The organism is Streptomyces sp. NPDC055099 (assembly GCF_053607685.1).
The window spans coordinates 252953-266130 of the sequence record NZ_JBSGUA010000015.1; the positions used below are offsets into that span (position 1 = coordinate 252953).

Annotated in this window: 9 protein-coding genes; all 9 read left to right on the forward strand. The window is 70.8% G+C overall.

All coding sequences use genetic code 11. The annotated features are described in order from the left end of the window. The first annotated feature begins 91 nt into the window (after positions 1-91). The 9 genes from ACWFRU_RS32080 (at position 92) to ACWFRU_RS32120 (ending at position 13029) form a co-directional block, all read left to right on the forward strand. Positions 92-1678, forward strand: coding sequence for a PucR family transcriptional regulator (locus ACWFRU_RS32080; protein WP_453691588.1), 1587 nt, complete (start codon positions 92-94; stop codon positions 1676-1678). A 197-nt stretch (positions 1679-1875) separates the two neighbouring features. Then, positions 1876-3321 carry an aldehyde dehydrogenase family protein gene (locus tag ACWFRU_RS32085; protein ID WP_453691589.1) on the forward strand — a complete coding sequence of 482 codons (1446 nt, stop codon included), beginning with the start codon at positions 1876-1878 and terminating at the stop codon, positions 3319-3321. Between the two features lie 238 nt (positions 3322-3559). Further along, on the forward strand, positions 3560-5506 hold the full coding sequence (locus tag ACWFRU_RS32090) for an acyl-CoA dehydrogenase family protein (RefSeq protein WP_453691591.1): 1947 nt from the start codon (positions 3560-3562) through the stop codon (positions 5504-5506). A gap of 110 nt (positions 5507-5616) precedes the next feature. Then, positions 5617-6873, forward strand: a complete 1257-nt coding sequence (gene dxr / locus ACWFRU_RS32095) for a 1-deoxy-D-xylulose-5-phosphate reductoisomerase (protein ID WP_453691592.1) — start codon at positions 5617-5619, stop codon at positions 6871-6873. Then, a complete protein-coding gene (locus ACWFRU_RS32100; RefSeq protein WP_453691593.1) occupies positions 6870-8171 on the forward strand; it encodes a M50 family metallopeptidase in 1302 nt (433 codons plus the stop codon). The genes dxr and ACWFRU_RS32100 overlap by 4 nt, the downstream gene beginning before the upstream one ends. 196 nt (positions 8172-8367) lie before the next feature. Continuing rightward, positions 8368-9525, forward strand: a complete 1158-nt coding sequence (gene ispG, locus ACWFRU_RS32105) for a flavodoxin-dependent (E)-4-hydroxy-3-methylbut-2-enyl-diphosphate synthase (protein ID WP_453691595.1) — start codon at positions 8368-8370, stop codon at positions 9523-9525. Between the two features lie 246 nt (positions 9526-9771). Further along, positions 9772-10620 (forward strand): GNAT family N-acetyltransferase, encoded by an 849-nt coding sequence (locus ACWFRU_RS32110; protein ID WP_453691596.1) that lies wholly within the window; start codon positions 9772-9774, stop codon positions 10618-10620. A gap of 61 nt (positions 10621-10681) precedes the next feature. Next, the gene (locus tag ACWFRU_RS32115) at positions 10682-11227 is read left to right on the forward strand and encodes a GNAT family N-acetyltransferase (protein WP_453691597.1); all 546 of its coding nucleotides are present in this window, start codon (positions 10682-10684) and stop codon (positions 11225-11227) included. A gap of 107 nt (positions 11228-11334) precedes the next feature. Continuing rightward, complete coding sequence (locus tag ACWFRU_RS32120; protein WP_453691599.1) at positions 11335-13029, forward strand: proline--tRNA ligase; 1695 nt, start codon at positions 11335-11337, stop codon at positions 13027-13029. The last annotated feature ends 149 nt before the right edge of the window (positions 13030-13178 follow it).

Sequence of the window (13178 nt, forward strand, 5' to 3'; positions counted from 1 at the left end):
TCGTCCGGGATCCGATGGCCGGCCGGAACGCGTGCCTCACCGCCGCCGCCCGATCTGCCGCCCTGACCTGCTGACCAGACCTGAAGGTCCCATGCCGCCCACGCTCGCCTCCCTCGTCCACCACTCCGCGCTCAAGCTCACCGTGCGCGCCGGTGAGGAACACCTGGACGCGCCCGTGCGCTGGGCACACGCCAGTGAGCTCACCGACCCCGTGCCCTACATGGAGGGCGGCGAGCTCCTCCTGATCACCGCGCTCAAGCTGGACGCGGAGGACCCGGAGGCCATGAGCCGCTACGTGAAGCGGCTCGCGGCGGCAGGCGTCGTCGGACTCGGGTTCGCGGTCGGTGTGCACTACAAGGACATCCCCGAGGCCTTGGTCGCGGCCGCCGCGGACGAAGGTCTCCCGCTCCTGGAGGTGCCCCGGCGCACCCCCTTCCTCGCCATCAGCAAGGCCGTCTCCGCGGCCATCGCCGCCGACCAGTACCGCGCGGTGACGGCGGGCTTCGCCGCCCAGCGCGAGCTGACCAAGCAGGCGCTGAGCGACGGCCCCGAAGGACTGCTCGGCGCACTCGCCGCCCAGGTGGACGGCTGGGCCGCGCTGTACGACGCGTCCGGCGCCGTCGTCGCCACGGCCCCCGAGTGGGCCTCCCGCCGGGCCGCCAGGCTCACCACCGACGTGGAGCGGCTGCGCGACCGGGCGGCCCCCGCGAGCGCGGTCGTCGCGGGCGCCGAGGACCGGGTGGAGCTGCACTCGATCGGCACGGGACGCCGGCCCCGCGCCGCGCTCGCCGTCGGCACGGCGTCCACCCTCGGCACCGCCGAGCGGTACGCACTGCACTCCGCCATAGCGCTGCTCACCCTCACCACGGAACGCAACCGCTCGCTCCAGGCCGCCGAGGCCCGGGTCGGCTCCGCGGTGCTGCGGATGCTGCTCGCCGGGGAGCCGGACCACGCCCGCACGGTGGCGGGGGAGCTGTACGGCAGCCTGCTCGACGCGCCGTTCCGCCTGGTGGTCGCGGAAGTACCCGCATCGGCCCCGGCGGACGGCGACCCCTTCGCCCAGCTCACCGACGCCGTCGAGTCGGCCGCCGCCCGCGCGGGCGAGGCACTCCTGGTCGTCCCCTACGGCGAGCGGCTCGTGCTGCTCGTCGTGGACGGCGGCGCGGGCGCCGCGGCCTGCGTCGCGTACGCGCGGACGCTGGAGGCGGGACGCTCCGAGGCGCCGGAGGGCGGCGCGGGCGACGGGGCGGCTCTCCTCCTCGGCCTCTCCGCGCCCGCGGGCCCGATCGCGGCGGCCACCGCGTACAAGCAGGCCGACCAGGCGCTGTCCATCGCCCGGCGCAGGGGCCGCGCGATGGTCGAACACGAGGACCTCGCCGCGGGCTCGGTCCTGCCGCTGCTCGCCGACGACGCGGTGCGGGCCTTCGCCGACGGCCTGCTGCGCGCCCTGTACGAACACGACGCCACCGGCCGCGGCGACCTGATCGCCTCCCTGCGCGCCTGGCTCTCGCGCCACGGCCAGTGGGACGCGGCGGCGGCCGACCTGGGCGTCCACCGCCACACCCTGCGCTACCGCATGCGCAGGGTCGAGGAGATCCTGGGCCGCTCCCTGGACGACCCGGACGTCCGGATGGAGCTGTGGCTGTCACTGAAGGCGACGTCGAGCGGGACGGAGTAGCTCCGGGAGGGGACGGAGTAGCTCCGGGAGGGGAAGGGATCGGTCCGGGGGATCGGTCCGGGTTCGGTCCCCTGCCAAAGCGGCGCGCACCCGTGCGGCAGTACTCCGCGTCGGACAAACGACCGCCGCCCCCGCCGCCCCTACGGTGGGGAACGTACCCCCCAAGACACACCTTCGCGGAAGGGCCGGGAATCGACATGACTTCCATCCACGCCTTCTGGCTCGCCGGTCGCCAGACCACCGGTGAGACCACTCTCGACGTCACCTCGCCCTGGGACGGGCGGATCGTCGGCAAGGCGGCCGTCCCGACCGACGCCCAGGTCGAGGAGGCCGTCGCCGCCGCGTACGCCGTGCGCGACGAGTTCGCCGCGACCCCGGCGCACGTGCGGGCCGCCGCCCTCGACCACGTGAGCCGCCGGCTCGTCGAGCGGACGGAAGAGATCGCCCAGCTCATCTCCGCCGAGAACGGCAAGCCGATCAAGTGGGCCCGCGGCGAGGTCGGCCGTGCCGTCTCCGTCTTCCGGTTCGCCTCCGAGGAGGCCCGCAGGTTCAACGGCGGCGAGGCCCAGCGTCTCGACACGGACGCCGGTGGCCAGGGGCGTCTCGCCTTCACCCGCCGCTTCCCCAAGGGTGTCGTCCTGGGCATCGCGCCGTTCAACTTCCCGCTGAACCTCTGCGCCCACAAGATCGCCCCGGCCATCGCGTCCGGCACGCCGATCATCCTCAAGCCGGCGCCCGCGACCCCGCTCTCCGGTCTCCTCATCGGCGAGCTGCTCGCCGAGACCGACCTGCCCGCCGGGTCCTGGTCGGTCCTGCCGGTCGCGAACGAGAAGATGCCCGCCCTCGTCCAGGACGAGCGCCTCCCCGTCATCTCCTTCACCGGCTCCGAGAAGGTCGGCTACGCGATCCTGGACTCGGTGCCGCGCAAGCACTGCACCCTGGAGCTCGGCGGAAACGGCGCCGCCGTCGTCCTCGCCGACTTCTCCTCCGACGAGGACCTGGACTGGGCGGCCTCGCGCATCGCGACGTTCTCCAACTACCAGGGCGGCCAGTCCTGCATCTCGGTGCAGCGCGTCATCGCCGACGCCTCCGTGTACGACCGGCTCGTGCCGCGCGTCCTGGCGGCCATCGAGGCCCAGGTCACCGGCGACCCGTCCGACCCGAAGACCGACGTCGGCCCGCTCGTCAACGAGGACGCCGCCAAGCGCGTCGAGTCCTGGGTCGACGAGGCCGTCCAGGCGGGCGCGCAGCTCCTTGCCGGCGGCAAGCGTGACGGCGCCTCGTACGCGCCGACCGTGCTCGCCGACGTACCCGCCGACGTCACCATCGCCGTCGAGGAGGTCTTCGGACCGGTCCTCACGATCAAGAAGGTGGACGGCGAGGCGGAGGCGTTCGCCGCCGTCAACGACTCCAAGTACGGCCTCCAGGCGGGCGTCTTCACGCACGACCTGCAGACCGCCTTCCGCGCGCACCGCGACCTGGAGGTCGGCGGCGTGGTCATCGGCGACGCCCCCTCCTACCGCGCCGACCAGATGCCGTACGGCGGCGTCAAGCAGTCCGGCGTGGGCCGCGAGGGCGTCCGCTTCGCGATGGACGACTACACGTACGAGCGGGTCATGGTGATGACGGGCCTCGCCCTGTAAGCACGCCAGCCTCGAACCGGACGGCCGGAGCCCACTGTGCGGGGGCTCCGGCCGTTCTCGTGCGCGGGACGCGGTCCGGTTCCGGTGCGGCCGAACGCTGCGCGAGGACTGGTGGGCGCGGGACGAATCGGGTACATACGATCCATACGATCGAGTAGCACCAGTCAGTAACCGACCGGGTCAAGATCGGGTCAATCGGAGCCGATCGGCCCCACTCCGCGGCGAGGTGAGCTCCTCAATGCCCGCACAACCCACACCCCTTCCCGGGGCGTCCGTCAGCGAACGCGAGGCCCGGCAGGTCGCCGAGGCCGCCCGCGAACAGGACTGGCGCAAGCCCAGTTTCGCCAAGGAACTCTTCCTCGGCCGCTTCCGGCTCGACCTGATCCACCCGCATCCGATGCCCGCCGACGAGGACGCCCGGCGCGGCGAGGAGTTTCTCGCCAAACTCCACGACTTCTGCGAGACGAAGATCGACTCGGCCCGCATCGAGCGCGAGGCGAAGATCCCCGACGAGGTCATCAACGGGCTCAAGGAGCTCGGCGCGCTCGGCATGAAGATCGACACGAAGTACGGCGGGCTGGGCCTCACGCAGGTGTACTACAACAAGGCGCTTGCCCTCGTCGGCTCCGCGAACCCGTCCATCGGCGCGCTGCTCTCCGCGCACCAGTCGATCGGCGTCCCGCAGCCGCTCAAGCAGTTCGGCACCCAGGAGCAGAAGGACGAGTTCCTGCCGCGCTGCGCCCGCACGGACATCAGCGCGTTCCTCCTGACCGAGCCGGACGTCGGCTCCGACCCCGCGCGCCTGGCCACCACGGCGGTGCCGGACGGCGACTCGTACGTCCTGGACGGCGTGAAGCTGTGGACCACGAACGGCGTCGTCGCCGACCTCCTGGTCGTCATGGCACGCGTGCCGAAGTCCGAGGGCCACAAGGGCGGCATCACGGCCTTCGTGGTGGAGGCCGCGGCCGAGGGCATCACGGTCGAGAACCGCAACGCCTTCATGGGCCTGCGCGGCCTGGAGAACGGCGTCACCCGCTTCCACCAGGTCCGCGTCCCGGCCGCGCACCGCATCGGCCCGGAGGGTGCGGGCCTGAAGATCGCCCTGACGACCCTCAACACCGGCCGCCTCTCGCTGCCCGCGATGTGCGTCGGCGCGGGCAAGTGGTGCCTGAAGATCGCCCGTGAGTGGTCGGGCGCGCGCGAGCAGTGGGGCAAGCCGGTCGCGCTGCACGAGGCGGTCGGCGCGAAGATCTCCTTCATCGCGGCGACGACCTTCGCCCTGGAGGCCGTACTCGACCTCTCGTCCCAGATGGCCGACGAGGACCGCAACGACATCCGCATCGAGGCGGCCCTCGCCAAGCTGTACGGCTCCGAGATGGGCTGTCTGATGGCGGACGAGCTGGTGCAGATCCGCGGCGGCCGCGGCTTCGAGACCGCCGAGTCCCTCGCGGCCCGCGGCGAACGAGCGGTCCCGGCCGAACAGGTCCTGCGCGACCTGCGCATCAACCGCATCTTCGAGGGCTCGACGGAGATCATGCACCTGCTCATCGCCCGTGAGGCGGTGGACGCGCACCTGAAGGTGGCGGGTGACCTGATCGACCCGGACAAGTCCCTGACCGACAAGGCGAGGGCGGGCGCGAAGGCAGGCGGCTTCTACGCACGCTGGCTGCCGAAACTGGTCGCAGGGCCGGGGCAACTCCCGAGCTCGTACGGCGAGTTCCACCCCAGCGGCCACGCGGACCTCTCCCCGCACCTGCGCTACGTCGAGCGCAACGCCCGCAAGCTGGCCCGCTCGACCTTCTACGCGATGTCGCGCTGGCAGGGAAAGATGGAGACCAAGCAGGGCTTCCTGGGCCGCGTGGTCGACATCGGCGCCGAACTCTTCGCGATGAGCGCGGCGTGCGTACGCGCCGAGCTCCTGCGGACGACGGAGGACCACGGCCGCGAGGCCTACCAGCTGGCCGACACGTTCTGCCGCCAGTCCCGCATCCGCGTCGACGAGCTGTTCGACCGCCTGTGGACCAACACGGACGGCGTCGACCGCAAGGTGGTCAAGGGCGTCCTGAACGGCATGTACACCTGGCTGGAGGCGGGCGTCGTCGACCCCAGCGGCGAAGGCCCCTGGATCGCGGACGCGACACCCGGGCCCACCCAACGGGAGAACGTCCACCGCCCGATCCGCTGACACCCTTTCCGGGGCGTTCCCTCCCGCGGGAGCGCCCCGGAACACGATTGCGGCCCACCGGATCGGGGCGCAGTGTCTCCTCACACCGCCGCCCAGGCAAGAATGGGGGGATGAGCGACAGTCCAGCCCCCCTCGCCGATCCGCATCTCGTCTTCGACCCCGTCGTGACGGACGGTCCTCGGGACATCGTCATCCTCGGCTCGACGGGATCGATCGGCACCCAGGCCATCGATCTCGTCCGGCGCAACCCCGGCCGCTTCCGCGTCACCGCGCTCTCCGCCGCCGGCGGCCGCGTCGGACTGCTCGCCGAACAGGCCAGGCAGCTGCGGGTACGGACCGTGGCCGTGGCCCGCGAGGACGTCGTACCGGCACTGCGCGAGGCGCTCAAGGGGCAGTACGGCAGCGAGCCGCTGCCCGAGATTCTCGCCGGACCCGAGGCGGCCACCCAGGTCGCCGCGTCGCCGTGCCACACCGTCCTGAACGGCATCACCGGATCCATCGGGCTCGCGCCGACGCTCGCCGCGCTCGAAGCGGGCCGCACCCTCGCGCTCGCCAACAAGGAGTCGCTGATCGTCGGCGGACCCCTGGTGAAGGCCCTCGCCAAGCCGGGGCAGATCATCCCCGTCGACTCCGAGCACGCCGCGCTCTTCCAGGCGCTTGCCTCCGGCACCCGCGCCGACGTGCGCAAGCTGGTCGTCACGGCCTCCGGCGGCCCGTTCCGGGGACGCACGAAGGCCGACCTGGCGAACGTGACGCCCAAGGACGCGCTCGCGCACCCCACCTGGGCCATGGGCCCGGTCATCACCGTCAACTCCGCGACGCTCGTCAACAAGGGCCTGGAAGTCATCGAGGCGCACCTCCTCTACGACATCCCCTTCGAGCGCATCGAGGTCGTCGTCCACCCGCAGTCCTACGTGCACTCCATGGTCGAGTTCACCGACGGATCGACGCTGGCCCAGGCCACGCCGCCCGACATGCGCGGCCCGATCGCCATCGGCATCGGCTGGCCCGAGCGGGTGCCGGACGCCGCGCCCGCCTTCGACTGGACCAAGGCATCGAGCTGGGAGTTCTTCCCCCTCGACAACGACGCGTTTCCGTCGGTCGGGCTCGCCCGGCACGTGGGGAAGCTCGCGGGCACGGCCCCGGCGGTGTTCAATGCCGCCAACGAGGAGTGCGTGGACGCGTTCTTGAACGGCGCCCTGCCCTTCAACGGGATCATGGAGACCGTCACGAAGGTCGTCGCCGAACACGGCACACCGTCCGCGGGAACTTCCCTGACCGTCGCGGACGTCCTCGAAGCGGAGACCTGGGCGCGCGCCCGGGCCCGTGAACTGACGGCGAAAGCGACCGCGGAGGCTCGCGCATGACGACCTTGATGATGATCCTCGGCATAGTCGTCTTCGCGGTCGGGCTGCTGTTCTCGATCGCCTGGCACGAGCTGGGCCACCTCTCGACCGCCAAGCTGTTCGGCATCCGCGTGCCGCAGTACATGGTCGGCTTCGGCCCGACGATCTTCTCGCGCAAGAAGGGCGACACCGAGTACGGCATCAAGGCCATCCCCCTCGGCGGATACATCCGCATGATCGGCATGTTCCCGCCGGGCCCTGACGGCCGCCTGGAGGCGCGGTCCACCTCCCCGTGGCGCGGCATGATCGAGGACGCGCGGTCGGCCGCCTTCGAGGAGCTCAAGCCCGGCGACGAGACGCGGCTCTTCTACACGCGCAAGCCGTGGAAGCGCGTGATCGTGATGTTCGCGGGCCCGTTCATGAACCTGATCCTCGCTGTGGCGATCTTCCTCGGCGTGATGATGACGTTCGGCATCAGCACCCAGACGACGTCCGTCGGCAAGGTCTCCGACTGCGTCATCCAGCAGAGCGAGAACCGCACCAAGTGCGAGAAGGGCGACACCGTCGCCCCCGCCAAGGCCGCCGGACTGAAGCTCGGCGACAAGATCGTCGCCTTCCAGGGACAGCCCGTCGACGACTGGTCCGCGCTCCAGGGGAAGATCCGCGAGACGATCGGCCCGGCCACCATCACGGTCGAGCGCGACGGCAAGCGCGTGGAGCTGCACGCCAACCTCATCAAGAACCAGGTCAGCAAGACCGACGGTGAGGGAGGCTATGTGGAGGGCAAGTACGTCACCGCGGGCTTCCTCGGCTTCACCCCCGCCACCGGCATCGTCCAGCAGGGCTTCGGCGACTCCGTGGAGCGCATGGGCGACATGATGGAGAACGGCGTCGAGTCGCTCATCGCCCTGCCGTCCAAGATCCCCGACCTGTGGGACGCGGCCTTCGGCGACGGCGACCGCAAGCAGGACTCCCCGATGGGCGTCGTCGGCGCGGCCCGCGTGGGCGGCGAGGTCTTCACGCTGGACATCCCGCCGGAGAACCAGGTCGCGATGATGCTGTTCCTGGTGGCGGGCTTCAACCTCTCGCTGTTCCTGTTCAACATGCTGCCGCTGCTGCCGCTGGACGGCGGCCACATCGCCGGGGCCCTGTGGGAGTCCGTCCGCCGCAAGGCCGCCAAGCTCCTGAAGCGGCCCGACCCGGGCCCCTTCGACGTCGCGAAGCTGATGCCCGTCGCCTACGTGGTGGCCGGGATCTTCATCTGCTTCACGATCCTCGTCCTCATCGCGGATGTCGTTAACCCCGTGAGAATCTCCTGATGCTGCATGTTTCCGGGGGTGACCCCCCGGGCCCCCGGTGAAGTTCGTGGCGACCGGCCACTCTATGTGTCCGGTCGCCCACCATTGGGTGGACTTGGGGGCGGGATGTGCTCGGGCCCTGTGGGGTGCCGTAATCTCGAAGCCTGGAGCCCGCCGAACTCGGGACCTTGATCCACACCTTGGGGATGCACGCCAGATGACTGCCGTTTCTCTCGGAATCCCGTCCGTACCGACCAAGCTCGCCGACCGCCGGGTCAGCCGCAAGATCCAGGTCGGTACGGTCGCCGTCGGCGGCGACGCACCCGTGTCGGTGCAGTCGATGACGACGACGCGTACGTCCGACATCGGCGCGACGCTGCAGCAGATCGCCGAACTGACCGCGTCGGGCTGTCAGATCGTGCGGGTGGCGTGTCCGACGCAGGATGACGCGGACGCGTTGTCGACGATCGCGCGCAAGTCGCAGATCCCGGTGATCGCGGACATTCACTTCCAGCCGAAGTACGTGTTCGCGGCGATCGACGCCGGGTGTGCCGCGGTCCGTGTGAATCCGGGCAACATCAAGCAGTTCGACGACAAGGTCAAGGAGATCGCGCGGGCCGCGAACGACGCGGGCACGCCGATCCGTATCGGGGTGAACGCGGGCTCGCTGGACGCGCGTCTTCTCAAGAAGTACGGCAAGGCCACTCCGGAGGCGCTGGTCGAGTCGGCGCTGTGGGAGGCGTCGCTCTTCGAGGAGCACGGTTTCCGGGACATCAAGATCTCGGTCAAGCACAACGACCCGGTGGTCATGGTCAACGCCTACCGGCAGCTGGCCGCGGCCTGCGACTACCCGCTGCACCTCGGCGTGACCGAGGCCGGACCGGCGTTCCAGGGCACGATCAAGTCGGCGGTGGCCTTCGGCGCGCTGCTCTCCGAGGGGATCGGCGACACCATCCGGGTCTCCCTCTCGGCGCCGCCGGTGGAGGAGATCAAGGTCGGTCTGCAGATCCTGGAGTCGCTCAATCTCAAGCCGCGCCGCCTGGAGATCGTCTCCTGCCCGTCCTGCGGGCGGGCGCAGGTCGATGTGTACAAGCTGGCCGAAGAGGTCACCGCGGGCCTGGACGGCATGGAGGTGCCCCTCCGCGTCGCCGTCATGGGCTGTGTCGTGAACGGCCCCGGCGAGGCCCGCGAGGCCGACCTCGGCGTCGCGTCCGGCAACGGCAAGGGGCAGATCTTCGTCAAGGGTGAGGTCATCAAGACCGTCCCCGAGTCGAAGATCGTGGAGACCCTCATCGAAGAGGCCATGAAGATCGCCGAACAGATGGAGAAGGACGGAATCCCCTCCGGGGAGCCGACGGTCGCTGTCGCGGGCTGACTTTCCCGTCACGTGGGCCCCGCCACCGATCCGGTGGCGGGGCCCACGTGCATCTGGTGACGCACTCCGGGGCAATCGGGTGGGTGGGCGGGAAACCACGCCGCGAAGCGGCGAAAGGCTCCGCCCCCACCGGGCAGCACCCGCCCACGGCGAGAAACCCCAAGGGACAAAAGGCACCCCCCGCACAAGGCGCCCCCGCCAGGTACAGTGCGGAGATCAGCAGACCGTATGGTGAGGCCCCCGCACGTGTTGACTCAGACCACCACCAGGGTCCTCGAACCGAGTGACCTGGACGCCGCGCTCGCCGTTCTCGACCGCGAGCCGGTGGCCAACGCCTTCGTGACCTCGCGGGTCCGCGTCGCGGGCCTCGACCCGTGGCGGCTCGGCGGCGAGATGTGGGGCTGGTACCAGGACGGAATGCTGGAGTCCCTCTGCTACGCGGGCGCCAACCTCGTCCCCATCTGCGCGACCCCCCGAGCGGTCCGCGCCTTCGCGGACCGCGCCCGCAGGGCAGGCCGCCGCTGCTCCTCCATCGTCGGCCCGGCCGAGCCCACCGCCCAGCTCTGGCGGCTGCTCGAACCCTCCTGGGGCCCCGCCCGCGAGGTCCGCGCCCAGCAGCCCCTGATGGTCACCGACCGGCTTCCGCAGGACATCACCCCCGACCCCTACGTCCGTCGCGTCCGCAAGGACGAGATGGAGACGATCATGCCCGCGTGCGTGGCGATGTTCACCGAGGAGGTCGGCATCTCGCCGCTCGCCGGCGACGGCGGACTGCTCTACCAGGCGCGGGTCGCCGAACTCGTCGGCACAGGGCGCTCGTTCGCGCGCCTGGACCGCGACGGCAAGGTCATCTTCAAGGCCGAGATCGGCGCGGCCACGGCACTGGCCTGCCAGGTCCAGGGCGTCTGGGTGGCCCCCGAGTACCGGGGCCAGGGCTACGCGGCACCGGGCATGGCGGCCGTCCTGCGCTACGCCCTCGCGGACGTCGCCCCCGTGGTCAGCCTCTACGTCAACGACTTCAACACCGCGGCCAGGGCGGCGTACCGGCGGGTGGGCTTCCAGGAGGTCGGGGCGTTCATGAGCGTCCTGTTCTAGCTCCCCCGCGTCTCACGGCGCACTCCTCACGCACCCCCCTGCGCGAGTTAAAGTTCGGCGCATGACTGACGACGTCGTGATCGGGCCGCTGGACCTCGCCACGCACGTGGACGAAGCGCTGCGGGTGCAGGCCCACGCCTTCGGGCTCAGCGACGACGAGGTGACCGTACGGCGGCAGATCGTGCTGCGGCACATCACCTATCCCGGTGCCCGCGCGCTCGGCGCCACCACCCCCGAGGGGCGGCTCGTCGCCTTCGTCTACGGGATGCCCAACGACCGCGGCCACTGGTGGTCCACGGTCGTCGAGCCGTATCTGCGCGTACGCGGCATGGAGGACTGGCTCGACGACTCCTTCGTGATCACCGAGCTCCATGTGCAGCCGGGCCACCAGAACCGCGGGATCGGCCGCACGCTCATCACCACCATCACGGACGACGTCGACCAGCCCCGTTCGATCCTCTCCGCGATCGACGTCGAGAGCCCCGCGCGGGGCCTCTACCGCTCCCTCGGGTACACCGACCTGGCCCGCAACGTCCAGTTCCCCAGCGCCCAGAAGCCGTACGCGGTGATGGGCGCGCCCCTGCCGCTGAGGCGTCCCGGCACCTAACCGATTTCCGCCCGCGCCGGGCCCCCGGCTAACCTCCTGACATCACCCTCCCCCAAGCTCTCGGCTCCGCTCGAGCAGGGGGGACCCCCATCCCGCAGGAGTTCACCATGGCCCAGGTCCAGCGCATGTCCCGCTTGATGATCAAGACACTGCGCGACGACCCGGCGGACGCAGAGACGCTCAACCACAAGCTGCTCGTCCGGGCCGGATACGTTCGCCGCACCGCCGCCGGCATCTGGTCCTGGCTGCCGCTGGGCAAGAAGGTCCTGGAGAACATCACCAACGTCGTGCGCGAGGAGATGGACGCCATCGGCGCCCAGGAAGTCCTCCTGCCCGCGCTGCTGCCCAAGGAGTCGTACGACGCGACGGGCCGCTACGACGAGTACGGCGACCTGCTCTTCCGCCTCAAGGACCGCAAGGGCGCCGACTACCTCCTCGGTCCCACGCACGAGGAGATCTTCACCCAGATCGTCAAGGACCAGTGCTCGTCCTACAAGGACCTGCCGGTCGTGCTCTACCAGATCCAGACGAAGTACCGCGACGAGGCCCGCCCCCGCGCCGGTGTGCTCCGCGGCCGCGAGTTCCAGATGAAGGACTCGTACTCCTTCGACACGACGGACGAGGGCCTCGCCGAGTCGTACGCCCTGCACCGCGCCGCGTACATCAAGATCTTCGAGCGTCTCGGCCTCGACCACCGCATCGTCTCCGCCGTCTCCGGCGCGATGGGCGGCTCGGCCTCCGAGGAGTTCCTGGCGCCCGCGCCGGCCGGTGAGGACACGTTCGTGGACTGCCCCGCGTGCGACTACGCGGCCAACACGGAGGCCGTCTCCTTCGTCGCCACGGCGGTGGACGGTTCGGCGCACGGTCCCGTCGAGGACCTGGACACCCCCGACACCCCGACCATCGAGACGCTCGCGGCCCACCTCGGTGTGCCCGCCTCCGCGACGCTGAAGAACCTCCTGGTCAAGGTCGACGGCGAGATCGTCGCCGTGGGCGTCCCCGGCGACCGTGAGGTCGACCTCGGCAAGCTCGGCGAGCACCTGTCGCCCGCCGTCGTGGAACTGGTGACGGCGGAGGACTTCGTGGGCCGCGACGATCTCGTACGCGGCTACGTCGGTCCGCAGGGCCTGGAGAAGGTCCGCTACATCGCCGACCCGCGGGTCGCGCCGGGCACGGCCTGGATCACCGGCGCCAACAAGATCAACACGCACGCGAAGAACGTCGTCGCGGGCCGTGACTTCGAGGTGGACGACTACCTGGACGTCGTGGTCGTCGAGGAGGGCGACCCCTGCCCCAAGTGCGGCACCGGCCTGAAGCTGGACCGCGCCATCGAGATCGGTCACATCTTCCAGCTCGGCCGCAAGTTCGCCGACGCCTTCCAGCTGGACGTGCTCGGCCAGCAGGGCAAGCCGGTCCGCGTGACCATGGGCTCGTACGGCATCGGCGTCTCGCGCGCGGTGGCGGCGCTCGCCGAGCAGACGGCGGACGACAAGGGCCTGTGCTGGCCCAAGGAGATCGCCCCCGCCGACGTCCACGTGGTGGCCGCGGGCAAGACGCTCCAGACGGAGCTCGCCCTCGACGTCTCCGAGCAGCTGAACGCGGCGGGTGTGCGGGTCCTCGTCGACGACCGTGCGGGTGTCTCGCCCGGCGTGAAGTTCACCGACGCCGAGCTGATCGGCGTCCCGACCATCCTGGTCGCGGGCCGCCGCTCCGCCGAGGGCGTCGTGGAGCTGAAGGACCGCCGGACGGGGGAGCGCGAGGAGCTGACGGTGGCGGAGGCTGTTGCGCGTCTGACGGCCTGAGTCGGGCGGGGGCCGGGGCGGTCCCTGCGGGGCCTTCCCCAATCCCGCCCGTTCCCGAAACCAGGGGGATCCCGCCCCCTGGACCCTCGACAGGATGTCCTCGAACGCCGGCCGGGCTGAGATTTCCCCGGCTCGGGGAAATCTCAGCC